This is a genomic window from Phytohabitans houttuyneae, from assembly GCF_011764425.1.
In the GTDB taxonomy this organism is placed as follows: Bacteria; Actinomycetota; Actinomycetes; order Mycobacteriales; family Micromonosporaceae; genus Phytohabitans; species Phytohabitans houttuyneae.
The window spans coordinates 86,956-109,399 of the sequence record NZ_BLPF01000002.1 but is presented as its reverse complement, the minus strand read 5'-3'; the positions used below and the strand labels follow the sequence as shown (position 1 = coordinate 109,399).

At 73.3% G+C, this 22,444-nt stretch carries 4 protein-coding genes and 1 pseudogene; 4 read left to right on the top strand and 1 reads right to left on the bottom strand.

From position 1 onward, the window contains the following. Positions 1-47: 47 nt before the first annotated feature. The gene (locus Phou_RS24025) at positions 48-803 is read right to left on the bottom strand and encodes an AfsR/SARP family transcriptional regulator (RefSeq protein WP_218579169.1); all 756 of its coding nucleotides are present in this window, start codon (positions 801-803) and stop codon (positions 48-50) included. 294 nt (positions 804-1,097) lie between these two features. On the opposite strand from Phou_RS24025, the gene Phou_RS24020 reads away from it, so the two are divergent. The 4 genes and pseudogenes from Phou_RS24020 to Phou_RS24000 all read left to right on the top strand — a co-directional run bounded on the left by Phou_RS24020 (position 1,098) and on the right by Phou_RS24000 (position 22,441). Next, positions 1,098-2,435 (top strand): cation:proton antiporter, encoded by a 1,338-nt coding sequence (locus tag Phou_RS24020; RefSeq protein WP_218579168.1) that lies wholly within the window; start codon positions 1,098-1,100, stop codon positions 2,433-2,435. A 64-nt stretch (positions 2,436-2,499) separates the two neighbouring features. Next, a pseudogene (locus Phou_RS52920) lies at positions 2,500-8,859 on the top strand (type I polyketide synthase); the annotation flags it as partial. A gap of 26 nt (positions 8,860-8,885) precedes the next feature. Continuing rightward, positions 8,886-15,992 (top strand): type I polyketide synthase, encoded by a 7,107-nt coding sequence (locus Phou_RS54515; RefSeq protein WP_178134978.1) that lies wholly within the window; start codon positions 8,886-8,888, stop codon positions 15,990-15,992. After that, positions 15,989-22,441, top strand: a complete 6,453-nt coding sequence (locus Phou_RS24000; RefSeq protein WP_371872198.1) for an SDR family NAD(P)-dependent oxidoreductase — start codon at positions 15,989-15,991, stop codon at positions 22,439-22,441. Before Phou_RS54515 ends, Phou_RS24000 begins: the two co-directional genes overlap by 4 nt. Positions 22,442-22,444: the final 3 nt, after the last annotated feature.

The window sequence follows — 22,444 nt, the reverse complement described above, 5'->3', positions numbered from 1 at the left end:
ATGAGGCCGGCCCGATCGGGCCGGCCTTCACTGTCCACAGGCGACGCTCAGGCAGCGACCGCCTCGAGCCGCGGGTCGCCCAGCAGGATCGCGCGCTGGAGGTCGCGCAGGGTGCGGCACGGCTCCAGTCCGAACTCGTCGTTGAGCACCGAGCGCGCCGTCTGGTAGACCTGGAGCGCCTCAGCCTGGCAGCCGGAGCGGTAGAGCGCGAGCATGAGCTGCCGGTAGAACGCCTCTCGAAACGGGTTCTCAGTGGTCATCGCGTACAGGTAGCCGACGTACTCGCGGTGCCGGCCGAGGTCGAACGCGCACTCCACCAGCTCCTCCGCGCACTCCAGCCGGGCAAGCTCCGCCCAGCCGGCGAACGCGGTCAGCACCGGGCCGCTGCGCTGGTCGCCCAGGGCCGGGCCGCGCCACAGCGCGAGCGCCTCCTGGTACCGCGTGAACGCCTGCTCCGGCAGGCCGGCCCGCCGGCTCGCCCGGCCGTCCGCCACGAGCCGCTTGAAGTCCTGCACGTCCAGCTGGTCCGAGCCGAGGCGTAGCACGTAACCGGGCTGCGTGGTCACGATCGGGCTGTCCGCCTGACCCGGTCTGGCGAGAAACTTGCGCAGCTGCGAGATGTACACGTGAAGTCCCGCGGTGGCGCGGCGGGGCAGATCCTCGCCCCAGATCTCGGTCATCAGCTGTCCGGGCGCGACAACCTGACCGGCTCGCACCAACAGCACCGCGAGCAGCACCTCGATCTTGCGAGCACTTACCTCGTGGGCTGTGTCCCCATCGAGCACCCGGATCGGACCGAGCATCTCGTAACGCATACGCCGCCCCCGTTTCTGGCATCGGCCTGGCCACGTACACCCTGGTAGGCGCCGGGGCCCACACACGTCCGTCCGCCTCAACGTATGCGCGCTCTCAGTCGCCCAACAACCCCAGACAACCCCTGACATGACCAGCGCCAGCATCGAGGGGCGTCAACCCCAGATGGTCTTTAGGGGGTTGCGGGCACCACCGTGATTGCCCTTAGGGCCGGCTTTAGCGAGCGACCCGATGATGCGCGCAGACCATGCCGACTGACGACGCGTTGACGTATGGGAGCCCCCATGCCGGTAGCACCGATCCCCGCCCACCCTCTGTTGCTCCTGCTGCTTCAGGTCAGCGCCCTGCTCGGCATGGCGTTCCTGTTGGGACGGCTGGCGACCCGCCTCGGCATGCCCGCGGTGGTCGGCGAGCTCAGCGTCGGCCTGCTGCTGGGCCCGTCACTGCTGGGCTGGGCGGCTCCGGCCGTTTCGGACTGGCTGCTGCCGCAGGCGTCTGAGCAGGTGCACATGCTCGACGCGGTCGGGCAGTTCGGCGTGCTGCTGCTGGTCGCGATCACCGGCATCCACATGGACACCGGACTGCTGCGGCGCCGCCTCGGGACAGGGCTGAGCGTCAGCGCCGCCGGGCTGCTCATCCCGTTCGCGCTCGGAATGGGCGTCGGCATGCTGATACCCGCCGGCATGGTCGGCGACCGGGTGGACCGCCCGGTGTTCGCCCTCTTCCTCGGCGTGGCCATGTCGGTCACGGCGCTGCCGGTGATCGCCAAGACGCTCAGCGACCTGAAGATGCTGCACCGCAACGTCGGGCAGCTGACCCTGATCGCCGGCATGGTCGACGACGCGGTCGGCTGGTTCCTGCTGTCCGTCGTGGCCGCGATGGCCGCGAACGGGCTGCACGCCGGCACCGTGATCGAGTCGGCCCTCTATCTGGTGGGCATCGTGGCGGTCGCCGCGACCGTGGGCCGGCCGGTGGTCCGCCGCGTGTACCGGCTGGTGGACACCACCCCCAACGCGGGACCGGCGGTGGCCTTGACCGTGCTGCTGGTCTTCCTCGCCTCCGCCGCCACGCAGGCGATGCACTTCGAGGCGGTGTTCGGCGCGTTCGTCGTCGGCGTGCTGATCGGCGCCTGCTCGGGGGTACGCCCGGCCAAGCTCGCACCACTGCGGCTGGTCGTCATGTCCGTGCTGGCGCCGCTGTTCTTCGCCACCGCCGGCCTGCGGATGGACCTGACCGAGCTGGCCCGACCGACGGTGCTGGCGGTCGCGCTCATCGTGCTCGCGTGCGCGATCGCCGGAAAGTTCGCCGGCGCCTACGTGGGCGCCCGGCTGAGCCGGCTCAACCGCTGGGAGGCGATCGCGCTCGGCGCCGGGATGAACTCGCGGGGCGTCATCGAAGTGATCGTGGCCATGGTCGGCCTGCGCCTGGGCGTGCTGACGACCGCCGGGTACACGATCGTCGTGCTCGTCGCGATCGTCACCTCGGTGATGGCACCGCCGATCCTGAAGTGGTCCGTGCGGCGCATCGAGCTGACCGCCGAGGAGGAGGCCCGGCGGGCCACCCACGACGCGTACGCGATCGAGGACGCCTCCGACCGCGCCGAGCGCCACCATGCCGGCTAGGCCCGGGTTAGCTGGGCTTTAGCCGACTGCCTGACGCTGAACCCGCGGCGTCCCGGATGCCGCTGTGCCTGTCGTGAAAGGGGAGTGTGGGGTGTCGGGAGGCAACGAGGCGAAGCTGCTCGACTACCTCAAGCGGGTGACCGAGGACCTGCGCCGGTCACAGCGCCGGCTGCGCGACATCGAGGCCGCGGCGCACGAACCGATCGCCATCGTCGGCATGGCCTGCCGCTTCCCCGGCGGCGTCCAGACCGCCGACGATCTGTGGGACCTCGTCGCCGCCGGCCGGGACGCGATCGGGCCGCTGCCCACCGACCGGGGTTGGGAAAGCGGCGCGCTACGGGTACGCCACGGCGGCTTCCTCGCCGCGGCGGGCGACTTCGACGCCGGGTTCTTCGGCATCGGACCCCGCGAGGCGCTCGGCATGGCGCCCCAGCAGCGGCTGGCCCTGGAGACCTCGTGGGAGGCGGTCGAGCACGCCGGCATCGACCCGACCGCACTGCGCGGCGCCTCCGTCGGTACCTTCATCGGCTGCGACCACCTGGACTACTGCGAGGACATCTCCCAGGTGCCTGACGGGTCGGCCGGCTACTTCACGCTCGGCAACACCGCCAGCGTGGTCTCCGGACGGGTCGCCTACACGCTCGGGCTCTCCGGCCCCGCCGTCACCGTCGACACCGCGTGCTCCTCGTCGCTGGTCGCGATGCACCTGGCGGCACAGGCGCTGCGCCGCGGCGAATGCACGATGGCGCTCGCCGGCGGGGTGGCGGTGATGTCGTCGGCGACCCCGATGCTCGGCTTCGGCGACCTCGGCACGCTGGCCCCGGACGGGCGCTCGAAGGCGTTCTCGGCCACCGCCGACGGCATGACCATGGCCGAGGGCGCCGGCGTGCTGCTGCTGGAACGGCTCAGCGACGCGCGCCGCTCGGGCCACCGGGTCCTGGCCGTCCTGCGCGGCTCCGCCGTCAACTCGGACGGCGCCTCCAACGGGCTCACCGCACCGAACGGACCGGCGCAGCAGGCGGTGATCCTGGCCGCGCTCGCCGACGCGCAGCTCGATGTGTCCGATGTGGACGCGATCGAGGCGCACGGCACCGGCACCACGCTGGGCGACCCGATCGAGGCGCACGCGCTGCTGGCCACGTACGGCGCCACGCGCTCACCCGACGACCCGCTGTGGCTCGGCTCGGTGAAGTCGAACATCGGGCACACCCAGATGGCGGCCGGCGCCGCCGGGGTCATCAAGATGGTGCAGGCGATGCGGCACGGCGTCCTGCCCGCCACCCTGCACGTCACCGAGCCGACCTCGCACGTGGACTGGTCGTCGGGCGCGGTGCGGCTGCTCACCGAACCGCTCGGCTGGGCCGACCGCGGGCACCCGCGCCGCGCCGGGGTCTCCTCGTTCGGCATCTCCGGCACCAACGCGCACGTGGTGCTGGAGCAGGCGCCCCAGCCCGAACCCGCACCACCGCTCGCCCCGTACGACGGCGCGGTGCCCTGGTTGGTCTCCGGCCGTACCGAGGGGGCGCTGCGGGCGCAGGCGGCCCGGCTGGTCGACGCGGCGGAGCGGACCGATCCCGTGGCCCTGGGCTGGTCGCTGGCGACCACCCGTACCGCGTTCGAGCACCGGGCCGTCGTGCTCGACGGTGTCGCGGGACTGCGGGCACTCGCCGCCGGCGAGGCCGATCCCGCGGTGCCGCTGGGCGCGAGTGACGCGCCCGGCCCGGTCGTGTGGATGTTTTCCGGGCAGGGCTCGCAGCGCGCCGGCATGGGCACTGAGCTGTACCAGCGGTTTCCCGCCTTCGCCGCCGCCTACGACGAGGTCGCCGCGCTCCTCGACCCGCACCTGCCCCAACCACTGAGCACAGTGGATCCCGGCCTGATCGACCACACCACCTGGGCACAGGCCGGCCTGTTCGCCGTCCAGGTCGCCCTCACCCGGCTGCTGGACAGCTTCGGCCTGAAGCCGGACGCCGTCATCGGCCACTCCATCGGTGAGATCGCGGCCGCGCACACCGCCGGCATCCTCACCCTCGCCGACGCCTGCCGCCTCGTCGGGACCCGCGCCACCCTGATGGGTGACCTCCCGCCCGGCGGCGCCATGGCCACCGTCCAGGCCACCCCCGACGAGCTGGGCGACCTCACCACCGCCTGCGTCGCCGCCGTCAACACCCCGCACGCCACGGTCGTCTCCGGCCCCGAACCCGACATCACCGCGCTCGTCGAACAGTGGCGGGAACGCGGCCGGAAGGCCCGAAAGCTCGCGGTCAGCCACGCCTTCCACTCCGCCGCGATGGATCCCATCCTCGACGCCTTCCGGAGCGCCATCGCCAGCATCGACCACCGCCCTCCACGCCTGCCCCTGATCAGCAACCTCACCGGCGAGACAGCCGAGCACCTGACCTCGGAACACTGGGTCAACCACCTTCGCCAGCCGGTGCTCTTCGCCGAAGGCCTCCGGCACGCACGGGACACCTGGCAACCCACCACCTGGCTGGAGATCGGCCCCGGTGGCGCGCTCGCCGCCGCCGCGTCGCAAACCGTCGAGGCACCCCTGGTCACCGCCACTCTCCCGGCGAAGCGGCCCGAGGTCGAAGGGCTCACCGCCGCCCTCGCCCACCTGCACGTGACCGGGGCGTCAGTCAACTGGGCGGCCTGGTACCCGTCGGACCCGACGCCACAGCCCGTGCCCCTGCCCACGTACCCCTTCCAGCGCCAGCGCTACTGGCTCGATCCGCCGCGGCGCCGGATGACGACCATCGACGGATGGCTGTACCAGGTCACGTGGAAGTCGCTCCCGTCCCCCGCCGTACCCCCGGCGCTGACCGGCACCTGGCACGTGCTCAGCGGCGCGGACGAGCCGGACGTCCTGCCCGCCGTGGTGGCCGCGGTCGAGGGTCACGGCGGATCGGTCGTCAAACACAGCGTGACGGACGGCACCGACCTGTCGGCCCTGCTCGCCGAGGACGACACACCCGCTGGACTGATCAGCCTGCTCGCCCTGACGGACGGCGACGCGGGCCTGAGCACCGGCGGTGTGCCCGCCGGGCTGGCCGCGAACGTCCGGCTGCTCCGCGCCGGCCTGCCCGGTCCACTGTGGTGCCTCACCCGGGGCGCCGTCACCGCGAACTCACTCGACCGCACACCGGCCCCCGCGCAGGCGGCCACCTGGGGGCTGGGACGTTCGGCCGCGCTGGAGCTGCCGCAGCGCTGGGGCGGCCTAATCGACCTGCCCGAGGGCTCCACCGTGGACGCCGCCAGCTTGGCCCGCATCCTTGCCGGCGAGCACGGCGAGGACCAGGTCGCGATCCGGGCCGACGCCACCTACGCCCGGCGGCTCGCCCACCGGCGGCCGCCGCCCGCCCGGAAGGAGTGGCGCCCCGAGGGCACCACGCTGATCACCGGCGGTACCGGCGCGCTCGGCGCCCGCATCGCCCGGCGACTGGCCGCCGGCGGCGCACCCCGGCTGATCCTGACCAGCCGCTCGGGCCTCGCCGCGCCGGGTGCCCCGGAGCTGGCGCGGGAGCTGGCGGCGATGGGCACCGACGTCACCATCACCGCCCTCGACGCCACCGACCGCAACGCACTAGCCCACCTACTCACCACCATCCCCGACACCCACCCCCTCACCACCGTCATCCACACCGCCGGCACCGCCGAAACCGGCCCCATCAACACCATCACCACCCAACAACTCCAAAACACACACGCCGCCAAAGCCCTCGGCGCCCAACACCTCCACGAACTAACCCAACACACCCCCACCATCACCACCTTCATCCTCTTCTCCTCCAACGCCGCCACCTGGGGCAGCGGACAGCAAGCCGCCTACGCCGCCGCCAACGCCCACCTCGACGCCCTCGCCGAACACCGCCACGCCAACGGACTACCCGCCACCAGCATCGCCTGGGGACCATGGCAAGAAACCGGCATGGCCGCCGACGAGTCCACTTTGGAGTACCTGCGGCGGCGAGGGCTCAACCCGCTGGACCCCGAGCTGGCACTCGACGCCCTCGTCGACGCGCTGTCCGGTACCGAGCCGTGTGTCACGGTCGCCGACGTCGACTGGGAGAAGTTCGCGGCGGCGTTCACCGCGCAGCGCCCGAGCCGGCTGCTCGCCGACCTCCCGGAAGTGCGCGGGCGGATGCCGGTCGAGCGGCAGGTGACCGGAGCGGACCTGGGTGAGACCTCGCTGCGCCGGCAGGTGACCGCGGCCGGCACCGACCGGGCCGCGACCGAGCTGCTGCTGGAGCACGTCCGGGCGCAGGCGGCGGCGGTGCTGGGCTACGCCGCGGCCGGTGACGTGCCGGCGGGCCGCCCCTTTCAGGAGCTGGGTTTCGATTCGCTGACCGCGGTCGAGCTGCGCAACCACCTCACCACCACCACCGGACTAACCCTCCCACCAACCCTCATCTACGACCACCCAACCCCACACCACCTCGCCACCCACCTACACACCCAACTCACCAACACCCAACCCCACACCACCACCACAACCACACACACCCACAACCCCGACGAACCAATCGCCATCATCGCCATGGCCTGCCGCTACCCCGGCAACACCAACAACCCCACCGACCTATGGAACCTCCTCCACCACCAAACCGACGCCATCACCACCATGCCCACCAACCGAGGCTGGAACCTCACCACCCTCTACCACCCCAACCCCAACCACCCCGGCACCACCTACACCCAACACGGCGGCTTCCTCCACACCGCACCCCAATTCGACCCCACCTTCTTCAACATCAGCCCCCGCGAAGCACTCGCCATGGACCCCCAACAACGCCTCCTCCTCGAAACCGCCTGGGAAACCTTCGAAAACGCCGGACTCACCCGCACCACCCTCCACACCTCAAACACCGGCGTCTTCTGCGGCGGCACGTACGAGGGGTACGGGGTGGGTGGCGCCGCGGCGGCTCGGGAGGTCGAGGGCTACCTGCTCGCGGGTGGGACGCCGAGCGTGATGTCCGGACGGGTGTCGTACACGTTCGGCCTGGAAGGCCCGGCGGTCACTGTGGACACGGCGTGCTCGTCGTCGCTGGTGGCTATCCACCTGGCGAGCCAGTCGCTGCGCCAGGGCGAGTGTGATCTGGCGCTGGCCGGTGGAGTGGCGGTGATGGCGACCCCGGCCACGTTCATCGAGTTTTCCCGCCAGCGCGGCCTCGCCGCGGACGGACGCTGCAAGCCCTTCGCCGCCGCCGCCGACGGCACCGGCTGGGGTGAGGGCGCCGGTCTGGTCCTCCTGGAACGCCTCAGCGACGCCCAGCGCAACGGGCACCAGATCCTCGCCGTGCTGCGTGGCTCGGCGGTGAACCAGGACGGCATGAGCAACGGCCTCACAGCGCCCAACGGTCCCGCTCAGCAGCGGGTCATCATGCGCGCACTGGCCAACGCCGGCCTCACTCCATCCGACATTGACGCGGTTGAGGCCCACGGCACCGGCACCACCCTCGGCGACCCCATCGAAGCGCAAGCACTACTCGCCACCTACGGCCAGGACCGCCCCGCCGACCGTCCACTGTGGCTCGGCTCGATCAAGTCGAACATCGGACACACCCAAGCCGCCGCAGGCGTCGCCGGCGTCATCAAAATGGTCCAAGCCCTCCAGCACCAGACCCTCCCCGCCACCCTGCACATCGAAGAGCCCACCCCACACGTCGACTGGTCCACCGGCGCCGTCCGGCTCCTCACCGAACCCGTCGCCTGGACACCCACCGACCAACCCCGCCGCGCCGGCATCTCCGCCTTCGGCATCTCCGGCACCAACGCCCACCTCATCATCGAAGAACCACCACCACCGGCCACCACACCCGAGCCCACCGAAAACCCCGTCACCACCCCATGGCTGATCTCCGCCCGAACCGAACCAGCCCTACGCGAGCAGGCAGCCCAACTCCTCGACCACGCCCAACACGCCGAACCGGCCGACCTCGCCTGGTCCCTCGCCACCACCCGCACCCACTTCGAACACCGCGCCGCCATCCTCAACGGACCCGAAGCCCTCACCGCACTCGCCACCGGAGACCCGCACCCGGGCGTGGTACAGGCGGTCGCGGCGCCGGCGGGCCGGACGGTGTGGATGTTCTCCGGCCAGGGTTCGCAGCGCGCGGGCATGGGAGCCGAGCTGTACCAGCGCTTCCCCGTCTTCGCGGCCGCCTACGACGAGGTCTGCGAGCTGCTCGATCCGCATCTGCCGCAACCGCTGCGCACGGTGGACGCCACCCAGATCGACCACACCACCTGGGCACAGGCCAGCCTCTTCACGCTCCAGATCGCTCTCACCCGGCTCCTGGACAGCCTCGGCCTCAGACCCGACGCCGTCATCGGCCACTCACTCGGTGAGATCACGGCCGCACACGTGGCGGGCGTACTGACCCTGACCGACGCCTGCCGCCTCCTCGGCGCCCGCGCCACCCTCATGGGGTCACTACCCCCGGCGGCTCCATGGCCGCCATCCACGCCACACCGGACGAGCTCGGCGACCTCGACGGGCTCGCCATCGCCGCCGTCAACACCCCCGGCGCCACCGTCGTCTCCGGCCCGAGCGACGCGGTCGCCCGCGAGGTCGACCGCTGGCGGCGAGCCGGCCGCAAGACCCGCACTCTCCAGGTCAGCCACGCCTTCCACTCCCCCGCGATGGAACCGATCCTCGAGGAGCTGCACCGCACCGCCACGACGATCACGCACCACCCGCCGCGCATCCCGCTCATCACCAACCTGACCGGGCAGGCAGCCGAGGAGCTCACCCCGGAACACTGGGTGGCCCACCTGCGCCAACCCGTCCTCTTCGCGCCGGGTCTGCGACACCTCGAAGCCACCTACCAGCCAACGACCTGGCTCGAGATCGGCCCCGGCAACACTCTGGCCACCGCGGCGGCGCAAACCGTCGACCCGCCCCTGGCCACCACCGCGCTGCCCCACGACACGGCCGAGACCGAGGGCCTCGCCACCGCCCTCGCGCGGCTGCACGTGGCCGGCACCCAGGTCGACTGGCACGCCTGGTTCGGCAAGGGACCGGCACGGCCTCTGGCACTGCCGACGTACCCCTTCCAGCGCCAGGACTACTGGCTCGCCGGCGCGCCCGAAGCGGCGGCCGACGACGCCGAGTTCTGGGCGGCGGTGGACAGCGGGGACCCGGAGATCTTCGCGCAGACCCTGGACGCGACGACCGACCAGCGACCGTTGCTCGACGCGGTACTGCCCAGCCTCGCCGCGTGGCGCCGGCAGCGCCGACAGCAGGCCACTGTGGACGAATGGCGGTACGTCGCCGATTGGCGGCCGCTGCCCGAGCCGGCCGGCACTCCCGCGCTCGACGGCGCCTGGCTGGTGCTGACCCCGAGCCCCACCGGGTGGGCAGAGGCAGTGGCGGCGGAGATCGAGACGTACGGCGCCGCCGCCACGGTCGTTTCCGCCGGCCCGGACACCGACTTCGCGGCGCTGCTGGAGCGGTCCGGGCCACTGGCCGGCATCGTGAGCCTGCTCGCGCTCGACGAGTCCCCGCACCCCGACCACCCGGCGGTACCGGCGGGCCTCGTCGCGAACACGCGGCTGCTTCAGGTCGACACCACGGCCCCGCTCTGGTGCCTGACCGAAGGCGCGGTCGGGCAGTCCCCGCACCCGGCTCAGGCGCCGATCTGGGGGTTGGGTCGCACCGCGGCCCTCGAGCTGCCGCAGCGTTGGGGTGGGCTGATCGACCTGCCCGAGGCGGGCACCGCCCTTGGCGGCCGGCTGGCTCGCGTGCTCGCCCCGGGACAGCCGGAGGACCAGGTCGCCATCCGCGCCGACGGCGTACACGTCAGGCGGCTGGCCCGACGCCCCGCGACCGCGGCCGCGACGCCGTGGCGCCCCGAGGGCACCACGCTGATCACCGGCGGTACCGGCGCGCTCGGCGCCCATGTCGCCCGGTGGCTGGCGGCGAACGGCGCACCCCGACTGCTGCTGACCAACCGCACCGGCCCGGACACTCCGCAGGCGGCCGCGCTGGCGCGGGAGCTGGCGGCGATGGGCGCCGAAGTCACCATCACCGCCCTCGACGCCACCGACCGCAACGCACTAGCCAACCTACTCACCACCATCCCCGACACCCACCCCCTCACCACCGTCATCCACACCGCCGGCACCGCCGAAACCGGCCCCATCAACACCATCACCACCCAACAACTCCAAAACACACACGCCGCCAAAGCCCTCGGCGCCCAACACCTCCACGAACTAACCCAACACACCCCCACCATCACCACCTTCATCCTCTTCTCCTCCAACGCCGCCACCTGGGGCAGCGGACAACAAGCCGCCTACGCCGCCGCCAACGCCCACCTCGACGCCCTCGCCGAACACCGCCACGCCAACGGACTACCCGCCACCAGCATCGCCTGGGGACCATGGCAAGAAACCGGCATGGCCGCCGATCCGCGGGCGCAGGCGTACTACGCCCGCCGGGGCACGCTGCCGCTCAGTCCAGAGCTCGGCATCCGGGCCCTGCACCAGGCGCTGACCGAGGGCGACACGACGATCACCATCGCCGACATCGACTGGCCGACGTTCGGCGGTGTCTTCACCGCGCAGCGCCCGAGCCCGCTGCTGGCTGACCTGCTCGACGCGGGTCCCGACGCCGATGGAGAGGGTGACGGCGAGGGCGGGACGCGGGCCCTGACCGCGCTGCGCCAGAAGCTGGCCGACACCCCGGCCGCGCGCCGGTCGCACCTGTTGGTGCGCCACGTACAGGAGCTGGCGGCGAACGTGCTCGGCCACGCCCGGCCAGACGACGTACCGGCCGGTGCCGCGTTTCAGGAGCTGGGTTTCGACTCGTTGACCGCGGTCGAGCTACGCAACCACCTCACCACCACCACCGGACTAACCCTCCCACCAACCCTCATCTACGACCACCCAACCCCACACCACCTCGCCACCCACCTACACACCCAACTCACCAACACCCAACCCCACACCACCACCACAACCACACACACCCACAACCCCGACGAACCAATCGCCATCATCGCCATGGCCTGCCGCTACCCCGGCAACACCAACAACCCCACCGACCTATGGAACCTCCTCCACCACCAAACCGACGCCATCACCACCATGCCCACCAACCGAGGCTGGAACCTCACCACCCTCTACCACCCCAACCCCAACCACCCCGGCACCACCTACACCCAACACGGCGGCTTCCTCCACACCGCACCCCAATTCGACCCCACCTTCTTCAACATCAGCCCCCGCGAAGCACTCGCCATGGACCCCCAACAACGCCTCCTCCTCGAAACCGCCTGGGAAACCTTCGAAAACGCCGGACTCACCCGCACCACCCTCCACACCTCAAACACCGGCGTCTTCTGCGGGATCACCTCGCAGGACTACATGTCGCTGGCCGGACAGGGCGACAGCGAGGTCGAGGGGTACGTGGCGACCGGCAACATCGGCAGTGTCGCGTCGGGACGGGTGTCGTACACGTTCGGGCTGCAGGGGCCGGCGGTCACAGTGGACACCGCGTGCTCCTCCTCACTGGTCGCGATCCACCTGGCGAGCCAGTCGCTGCGAAACGGTGAATGCGACCTCGCGCTCGCGGGCGGCGCCACCGTCATGGCCACACCCGGCGCGTTCATCGAGTTTTCCCGCCAGCGCGGCCTCGCCGCGGACGGACGCTGCAAGCCCTTCGCCGCCGCCGCCGACGGCACCGGCTGGGCCGAAGGCGCCGGACTCATCCTCCTGGAACGCCTCAGCGACGCCCAGCACAACGGACACCAGATCCTCGCCGTGCTGCGTGGCTCGGCCATCAACCAGGACGGCGCCTCAAACGGACTTGCCGCACCGAACGGTCCCGCCCAGCAACGGGTGATCATGCGGGCCCTCGCCAACGCCGGTCTCGCTCCCTCCGATGTGGACGCGGTTGAGGCGCACGGCACCGGTACCACGCTGGGCGACCCGATCGAGGCCCAGGCAATCATCGCCACCTACGGCCAGGACCGCCCCGCCGACCGTCCACTGTGGCTCGGCTCGATCAAGTCGAACATCGGACACACCCAAGCCGCCGCAGGCGTCGCCGGCGTCATCAAAATGGTCCAAGCCCTCCAACACAACACCCTCCCCGCCACCCTGCACATCCAAGAACCCACCCCACACGTCGACTGGACCACCGGCACCGTTCGCCTCCTCACCGAACCCGTCGCCTGGACACCCACCGACCAACCCCGCCGCGCCGGCATCTCCGCCTTCGGCATCTCCGGCACCAACGCCCACCTCATCATCGAAGAACCACCACCACCGGCCACCACACCCGAGCCCACCGACCCGCCGCGGACCACCACCGCGCCCTGGCTGGTCTCGGCCCGCAACGAGCCGGCCCTGCGCGCCCAGGCCACCCAGCTGCTCGACGTCGCCGAAGACGCCGACCCGGCCGACCTCGCCTGGTCCCTCGCCACCACCCGCACCCACTTCGAACACCGCGCCGCCATCCTCAACGGACCCGAAGCCCTCACCGCACTCGCCACCGGAGACCCGCACCCCGACCTGGTCCGGGGCACCGCCGTTCCCATCGGCCCCGGCCCGGTGCTGGTCTTTCCCGGCCAGGGTTCGCAGTGGGCCGGCATGGGCGTCGACCTCCTGGACAGCTCACCGGCGTTCGCCGAGCGGATCGCCGCGTGCGAACGGGCGCTGTCCCCGTACGTCGGCTGGTCGCTGACCGGGGTGTTGCGCGACGGGGAGCCGATCACCCGGGTCGACGTGGTACAGCCGGTGCTCTGGGCCGTGATGGTCTCCCTCGCTGAGCTCTGGCGCGCGTACGGCGTCGAGCCGGCCGCGGTGGTGGGCCACTCGCAGGGCGAGATCGCGGCCGCGTGCGTCGCCGGTGTGCTGTCGCTCGAAGACGGCGCAAAGGTCGTCGCGCTGCGCAGCCAGGCACTGCGGGCCCTGTCCGGCACCGGCGCGATGGCCTCCCTCGCCATCTCCGAAGAAGACGCCGCGGCCTGGCTCACCGGCCACCCCGACGTCCACATCGCCGCGGTCAACGGCCCCAACGCCACGGTCGTGTCCGGCCCGCCCGAACAGGTACAGACGCTGGTCGCCGACTGCGAGCTGGCCGGGCACCGGGCCCGCCTGATCGACGTGGACTACGCCTCGCACCACCCGCAGGTAGACGCGGTCGCGGACACCCTGCGCCGGCACCTCGGGGAGCTGGCCCACGGGGAGGGCACGGCCGCGTTCTACTCCACCGTCACCGGCGACCAGCTCGCCACCGGCGGCCTGGACGCGGGCTACTGGCTCACCAACCTGCGCCAGCCGGTGCGCTTCCTGGACACAGTGGACGCTCTGGTCCGCGACGGACACCGGATCTTCATCGAGGCGAGCCCGCACCCGGTCCTCGTCACCAGCGTGCAGGAGGCACTGGAGCGGTCCGGTACACCCGGCGCGGTGCTGGCGACCCTGCGCCGGGACCAGGGCGACACCCACCAGCTCACCCGCGCCGCCGCGCACGCCCACGTCAGCGGGGTACCGGTCGACTGGGCAGGCTGGTTCACCGCCGGCGCGCAGCCGCGGGCGATCCCGCTGCCGACGTACCCGTTCCAGCGCCAGCGCTACTGGGTCGAGCCGGCCGCACCGGCGCCGGGCCAGGGCAGCCGCACCAGCGGGCTGCGGTACCGGACCACCTGGCGGCCGGTGGCCGAGCCGGCCGCCGCACCCGACCTGACCGGTGACTGGCACGTGTTCACCGCCGGCCCGCACCCGGCGACGGACACCGTGCTCAACGCGATCGAGTCACACGGCGGCACCGCCACCGTGCACCGGGTCGACGCCGGCACGGACCTACACCGGCTGCTCGACGCGGCCGGCCCCGCCACCGGCCTGATCAGCCTGCTCGCCCTCGACGAGACGCCGCACCCGCGGTATCCGGCGGTACCGGCCGGCCTCGCCGCGAACATCCGGCTGCTCCAGGCCGAACGGGCCGCTCCACTGTGGTGCCTGACCCAGGGCGCTGTCGCCGTGCTGCCCGGCGACCCCACTCCCGCCCCGGCACAGGCGCACACCTGGGGACTGGGCCGGACCGCCGCACTCGAACAGCCCCGCCTCTGGGCCGGCCTCGTCGACCTGCCCGCCGAGGGTGGCGCGACCGACCACATCCGCCTGGCCCAGCTGCTGGCCGCCGAGCGCGGTGAGGACCAGACCGCGATCCGGGGCGGCGAGGCGTACGCCAGGCGGCTCGAGCGCGCCCCGGTGGACCGGCGCCCAGCCACCTGGCGCCCGACGGGCAGCACCCTGATCACCGGCGGTACCGGTGCGCTCGGCACCCACGTCGCCCGCTGGCTGGCCGCGAACGGAGCCCCGCACCTCGTCCTCGCCAACCGCACCGGGCCGGACACCCCACACGCGACCGCCCTCGCCGAGGAGCTGACCGCCGCCGGCGCCACCGTCACGATCGCCGCCTGGGACCCCGCCGACCCGGACGCGCTCGCCGCGCTCCTGGCCGACCTACCCGAGGACCACCCGCTGACAACCGTCGTCCACGCCGCCGGCGTACCGGAGAACGCCCTGCTGGAGCAGCTCGACGAACCGCACCTGGCCGGCGTGCTCGCACCCAAGTCGCTGGCCGCGGCCCACCTGCACGCACTGACCCGGAACATCCCCACGGTCACGGCGTTCGTGCTGTTCTCCTCCGGCGCCGCCTCGTGGGGCAGCAGCCGCCAGGGCAGCTACTCCGCCGCCAACGCCTACCTCGACGCGCTGGCCGAGCACCGGCGCGCCGCGGGGCTGCCGGCGACGAGCGTGGCCTGGGGACCGTGGGCGGAAGGCGGCATGGCGGCTGACCCTGCGGCGCTGGACTACTTCCGCCGCCGCGGCATCGCGCCGCTGGCGCCCGAGGTGGCGATCGAGGCGCTGCACGAGGTGATCAGCCACGGCGAGATCACCGCCACCGTGGCCGACATCGACTGGAAGGTGTTCCCGGCCGTCTTCACCGCCCAGCGGCCCAGCCCGCTGATCAGCGACCTCGTCCCGAGCCCGCACCCGGCCGGCGAGCAGGTCGAGCCCGAACAGGCCGGTGCGGCGCTGCGCGCACAGCTCGCCACCGTGCCCGCCGCTGAGCGGCACCACGTGCTGCTGCGGCACGTGCAGGGGTACGCCGCGAGCGTGCTCGGGCACGCCGACCCGACCAGCGTTCCGGCCCACCAGCCGTTCCAGGAGCTCGGCTTCGACTCGCTGACCGGCGTCGAGCTGCGCAACCACCTCAACGCCAGTACCGGCCTGCGGCTGCCGCCCACCCTCGTCTACGACTACCCCACTCCGGACGAGCTGGCCGGCTTCCTCGGCGGGCAGCTCTCCGGCGACCCCGGCGGGCCGGCGCTCGGTCCGCTGCCCGAGCTGGACCGCTGGGACTCCGCGCGGGAACCGTCCGATGTGGACGAGCAGACACGCCGTGAGGTGACCGACCGGCTGCGGGCGCTGCTGGCCAAATGGGGCGAGCCGGCTGGCGACGGCGCGCACCAGGACCTGGCGATGGCGAGCGCGGACGACATCTTCGACCTCATCTCCACCGAGTTCGGGAAGGCGTGACGATGGCGAACGAGGAGAAGCTGCTGGAGAACCTGCGCTGGGTCACCGGGCAGCTGCGCGAGGCCCGGCAACGGCTCACCGAGCTCCAGGCGCCTCCGGAGCCGATCGCGATCATTGGTACCGCCTGCCGGCTGCCCGGCGGCGTGCGCTCCGCCGACGACCTCTGGCACCTCGTCGCGGCAGGCGGTGACGCGGTCGGCCCGTTCCCCACCGATCGCGGCTGGGACCTGGCCAGCCTCTTCGACGCCGACCCCGACACCTCCGGCACCACGTACACCGACCAGGGCGCGTTCGTCACCGACGCCACCGGCTTCGACGCCGGGTTCTTCGGCATCAGCCCGCGCGAGGCGACCGCGATGGACCCGCAGCAGCGGATGCTGCTGGAGACCGCGTGGGAGGCGTTCGAGGACGCCGGGCTGCGCCGCGACGAGCTGCACGGCAGCGACACCGCGGTGTTCGCCGGGGTCAGCGCCCACGACTACCTGTCGGTGATCGGCGACATGACCAGCGAGGTGGAAGGGTACGTCGGCACCGGCAACCTCGGCAGCGTCGTCTCCGGCCGGGTGGCGTACACGTTCGGTCTGGGCGGCCCAGCCGTCACCGTGGACACCGCCTGCTCGTCGTCGCTGGTGGCGATGCACCTGGCCGCCCAGTCGCTGCGCCGCGGCGAGTGCTCGCTGGCGCTGGCCGGCGGGGTCACGGTGATGGCCACGCCCGGGGCGTTCATCGAGTTCTCCCGGCAGCGTGGGATGGCCGCCGACGGGCGCTGCAAACCCTTCGCGGCCGAGGCCGACGGCACCGGCTGGGGCGAGGGCGCGGGTCTTGTCGTACTGGAAAGGCTCTCCGACGCCCAGCGGCACGGACACCGGGTGCTGGCCGTGATCCGCGGCTCGGCGGTGAACCAGGATGGCACCAGCAACGGCCTGACCGCCCCGAACGGACCTTCCCAGCAGCGCGTGATCCGCCAAGCCCTCGCCGACGCGCGGCTCACACCGGACCGGGTGGACGTCGTGGAGGCGCACGGCACCGGTACCACGCTCGGCGACCCGATCGAGGCGCAGGCGCTGCTCGCCACGTACGGGCAGGACCGTCCCACGGACCGTCCACTGTGGCTCGGCTCGGTCAAGTCGAACATCGGCCACACCCAGGCCGCCGCCGGCGCCGCCGGGGTCATCAAGATGGTGATGGCGATGCGGCACGGCCTGCTCCCGGCGAGCCTGCACGTGGGCGCGCCCACACCGCACGTCGACTGGGACAGCGGCGCGGTGCGGCTGCTCACCGAGGCGACACCGTGGCCGGGCGAGCATGGGCCGCGCCGCGCCGGGGTTTCCTCGTTCGGCATCTCCGGCACCAACTGCCACGTGATCCTGGAGCAGGCGCCGCAGCCTCCCGCCGAGCCGCCCCCGCCGCGTGCCGCGGGCCCGGTCCCCTGGGTGCTCGGCGCGCGTACCCCCGCCGCCCTGCGCGCCCAAGCGGAGCGGCTGGCCGGGTGGGTGGACGGTGCCGACCCGGTCGACGTGGGCTGGTCCCTGGTGACGACGCGGTCGGCGTTCGAACACCGGGCGGTGGTCCTGGACGGCACGGCCGGGCTCGCGGCGCTGGCCGCCGGCGAACCCCACCCCGAGCTGGTACAGGGAGAGGTGGTCCCGCTCGGGCCCGGACCGGTGATGGTCTTCCCCGGGCAGGGCTCGCAGTGGGCCGGCATGGCCGCGGAGCTGCTGGACACCTCCCCCGCGTTCGGCAAACGGATGGCCGAGTGCGAGCAGGCCCTCGCGCCGTACCTGGACTGGTCGGTGACCGAGGTGCTGCGCCGCGGCGAGCTGCTGGACCGCGACGACATGACCCAGCCCGCGCTGTGGGCGGTGATGGTCTCGCTCGCCGAGGTGTGGCGCTCGTACGGGGTCACACCGGCCGCTGTCGTCGGGCACTCGCAGGGCGAGATCGCCGCCGCCTGCGTGGCCGGGGTGCTGTCGCTGGCGGACGGGGCGAAGGTGGTGGCGCTGCGCAGCCGGGCGCTCAGCGCGCTGGAGCCGGGCGGCGCGATGACCTCCGTCGCGCTCTCCGCGCACGAGGTCGAGGAGCTGCTGGACCGTTACCCGGGGCTGCACCTGGCCGCGGTCAACGGCCCGAGCTCGGCCGTCCTGGCCGGCCCGGCCGACCAGGTGACCGCCGCCGAGGACGAATGCGCGGCGGACGGGCGGCACGTGCGCCGGGTGAACGTCAACTACGCCTCGCACAGCCCGTACATCGACGCGTTGCGGGAGCCACTGCTTGCCGGCCTCGGCGAGCTGACACCAGCCGCCGCGCAGGTCGCGTTCTACTCCACGGTGACCGCTGGCCGGCTCGGCACCGAAGCGCTGGACACCGACTACTGGTACCGCAACCTTCGCCAGCCGGTGCGTTTCGCCGCCGCTGTGGAGGCGCTGCTCGGCGACGGCTACCGGGTCTTCATCGAGGCGAGCCCGCACCCCGTGCTGGCCGTACCCGTGCAGGAGGCAGCCGAGCGCGCTGTGGTGGTGCCGACGCTGCGCCGCGGCCAGGGTGACCTGGCACAGGTGCTGCGCTCCGTCGCCGCCGCCTACACGGCCGGCGTGCCGGTCCGGTGGGAGAGCTGCTTCCCGGCGCCGGGACGGCGGATACCGCTGCCGACCTACCCTTTCCAGCGGCAGCGGTACTGGGTCCCGGTCCGCGACGCGCGCGGCGGCGACCCCGCCGGCCTCGGCCTCGTCCCGGCCGGGCACCCGCTGCTGGGCGCGGCGACCGAGCTCGCCGAGGGCGACGGCTACCTGCTCACCGGGCGCCTCTCCGCCGCCGGACAGGGCTGGCTCGCCGACCACCGGGTGGGCGAGGCGGCGCTGCTGCCCGGGACCGGCTTCGCCGAACTGGCCCTGCACGCGGCGACGCGCACCGGCGGCGGCACCGTCGTGGAGCTGACCGTGCAGGAGCCGCTGCTGATCCCGCCCGCGGCCGCGGTGGACGTGCAGCTGAGCGTGGGTGCGCCGGACGAGGCCGGGCAGCGCCCGCTGGCCATCCACTCCCGCCCGGCCGGCGCCGCGGACACCCCCTGGTCCCGGCACGTCAGCGGAGCCCTGTCCGCCGCGGCCGGACCGCCGCCGCGGCCGCTGGATGGCGCCTGGCCGCCACCCGGCGCGACCGCGCTGCCGGTGGACGGGCTCTACCAGCGCATGGCCGAGCGGGGCTTCGGGTACGGGCCGGCGTTTCAGGGGCTCACCGCGGCCTGGCGGCTCGGCGACGACCTGTACGGCGAGGTCGCCCTCCCGGAGGCGGAACGCGCGGCCGCGGCAGGGTACGGAGTGCACCCGGCGCTGTTCGACGCGGCCCTGCACACCCTCGCCGCCGGCGCCACCGACGACACGGGGGACGCCGGCGCGGGCGGCACCGTGCTGCTCCCGTTCGCCTGGGCGGACGTCCGCCTGCACGCCACCGGTGCCACCGCCCTGCGGGTCCGGATCACCCCGGACGGCCCGGGGCGGCTCGCCGTCACCGCCGCCGACCCGACCGGCGCGCCGGTACTCGACGTGGGCACGCTGACCCTGCGACCGGTCGCCACCGACCGCGTCGGCCGGGACCGCAGCGCCACCCGCGACTCGCTGTTCCAGGTGTCGTGGCCACGCCTGCCCGAGCTCCCGCGACCTGCCGGACGGCTCGCGGTGCTCGGCACCGGGCCGCTGGCCGCGCTCCCCGACGCCGGGCACCACCCTGACCTGGCCGCCCTGTTCGACGCCGTGGCGGCCGGGGCGCCACCGGCCGACGCCGTCCTCGTCGAGTGCGGCACGGCAGCGGGCGCCGACCCGGTGGCCGGCCTGCGCGAGGCCACCACACGAGCGCTCGACCTGGTCCGGCGCTGGCTGGACGGGCCCTTCGCCGGCCGGCTGGTACTCGTGACCCGGAACGCGGTGGCCGTACAGGCCCACGAGGACGTGCCCCACCTCGCCGCGGCGGCCGTGTGGGGACTGGTTCGCAGCGCGCAGACCGAGAACCCGGGCCGGCTCGTGCTGCTGGACCTGGACGACTCGGACGCCTCACGCGCCGCCGTACCCGCCCTGCTCGCCACCGACGAACCGCAGGCGGCGCTCCGCGACGGGCAGGCGCACGTACCCCGCCTCGCGCCGGACGAGCCGGGCCGCCGCCTCACCCCGCCGGCCGGCACCGACACCTGGCGTCTCGGCCTGCGCGGCACCGGCAGCGTCACCAACCTCGCGCTCGTCGACGCACCGGACAACGCACGCCCGCTCGGATCGGGCGAGCTGCGGGTACGCCTGCGGGCCGGCGGCCTCAACTTCCGCGACGTCGTGGTGACCCTCGGCATGGTGGACGACAGCCGCCCGCTCGGCGGCGACGGCGCGGGTGTCGTCCTGGAGGCCGGCCCGGACTGCACGTTCGCCGTGGGCGACCGGGTGATGGGGCTGTGCAACGGGCTCGGCCCGGTCGTCGTCACCGACCAGCGGCTGGTCACCCGGATACCGGACGGCTGGACCTACGCCCAGGCCTCGGCCGCCCCGTCGGCGTTCCTCACCGCGTACTACGGCCTGGTCGAGCTCGCCGCGCTGCGCCCCGGCGAACGGCTGCTGCTGCACGCCGCGACCGGTGGCGTCGGCCTGGCCGCCCTCCAGCTCGCCAAGCACCTGGGAGCCGAGGTGTACGCCACGGCCAGCCCCGGCAAGTGGTCGCAGCTGCGCCGGCGCGGCGTGGACGAGGCGCGCATCGCCAGCTCCCGCACCCTTGACTTCGCGGGCCGCTTCGGGCCGGTCGACGTGGTGCTCAACTCGCTGGCCGGCGAGTTCACGGACGCGTCGCTGCGGATGCTCGGGCCCGGCGGCCGCTTCGTCGAGCTGGGCAAGACCGATCCGCGCGACCCCGACGAGGTCGCCGCCGCCCACCCCGGCGTCTCGTACCACGCGTTCGACCTGATGACCGCGGCCGGACCGGACCTGATCGCGCGGATGTGGCACGCACTGTCCACATTGTTCGCCGACGGCACGCTGCTGCCGCTGCCGGTCACCGCGTGGGACGTACGCCACGCCCCCGACGCGGTCCGCTACTTCAGCCAGGCTCGGCACATCGGCAAGGTGGTGCTCACCCTGCCCGCTCCGCCGGACCCGGACGGCACGGTCCTGATCACCGGCGGTACCGGCACGATCGGCGCGGCCACCGCCCGGCACCTGGTGACCGCACACGGCGTACGCCATCTGCTGCTGGCAAGCCGCTCCGGCCCGGCGGCCGACGGCGCGAGCGCGCTCGCCGACGAGCTGACCGCGCTGGGTGCGACGGTCAGCGTACGGGCCTGCGACACCGGCGACCGCGACGCGCTGGCCCGGCTGCTCGACGCCGTCCCGGACGCCCACCCGCTGACCGCGGTGGTGCACGCGGCCGGCGTCCTCGACGACGCCACCGTCGCCGCCCTCACCGCCGAGCAGCTTGACGCGGTGCTGCACGCCAAGGCCGACTCGGCCTGGCATCTGCACGAGCTGACCCGCGACCGCGACCTGACCGCGTTCGTGCTGTACTCCGCGTTCGCCGGGCTCGCCGGCGCGGCCGGGCAGGCCAACTACTCGGCGGCCAACGCGTTCCTTGACGCGCTGGCCCGGCACCGGCGCCGCGCCGGCCTCGCCGGCACCTCGCTGGCCTGGGGCTACTGGCGGCAGGCGACCGGGATGACCGGGCGGATGACCGACGCCGACCAGGCCCGCCTGGCCCGTTCCGGGATCCTCGGCATGGACGCCGGCGAAGGCATGGCGCTGTACGACGCCGCGCTGGAGACCGGCCACCCACTGATCTCGCCGATCCGGCTGGACCTGGCCGCGATGCGCCGCCAGGCCCGTTCCGGTGACACCCCGGCGCTGCTGCGCGGGCTGGTGGGGAGCGCGGCAAAGCCGGTGGCGGCCGCCGCGACCGTAAACCTCGGCACCCCCCTCGCCGGGCTGCCCCCGGAGGAGCGGCACGCCGCGCTGCTGGAGCTGGTTCGCGCGCACGCGGCCACCGTGCTCGGGCACGACTCACCGCGCGAGATCGCCCCGACCGGCCGCTTCCGGGACCTGGGCTTCGACTCGCTCATCGCGGTGGAGCTGCGCAACCGGCTCAGCACCGCGACCGGGCTGCGGCTGCCGGCCACGATGGCGTTCGACCACCCCACACCGGAGGCGGTGGCCCGGCTGCTCGCCGAGAGCCTCGCCCCGACCGCCGCCGCGCCGCCGGCCGAGTCGCCGCTTGCCGTCCTGCACCGGCTGGAGAGCGCCCTCGCCGCCGCCCCACCCGGCGCCGACGACCAGGCCACCCTCGCCCTGCGGCTCCAGGGCGTGCTGCGCCTGCTGACCCCGCGCGCCGAGCAGGTCGACGACGACCTGGACACGGCCACCGACGAGGAGCTGTTCGAGGTCCTTGACAACGAGCTGAGCGACGCCGACGAGGCCCGCCCGGGCCGGGGGTGAGCG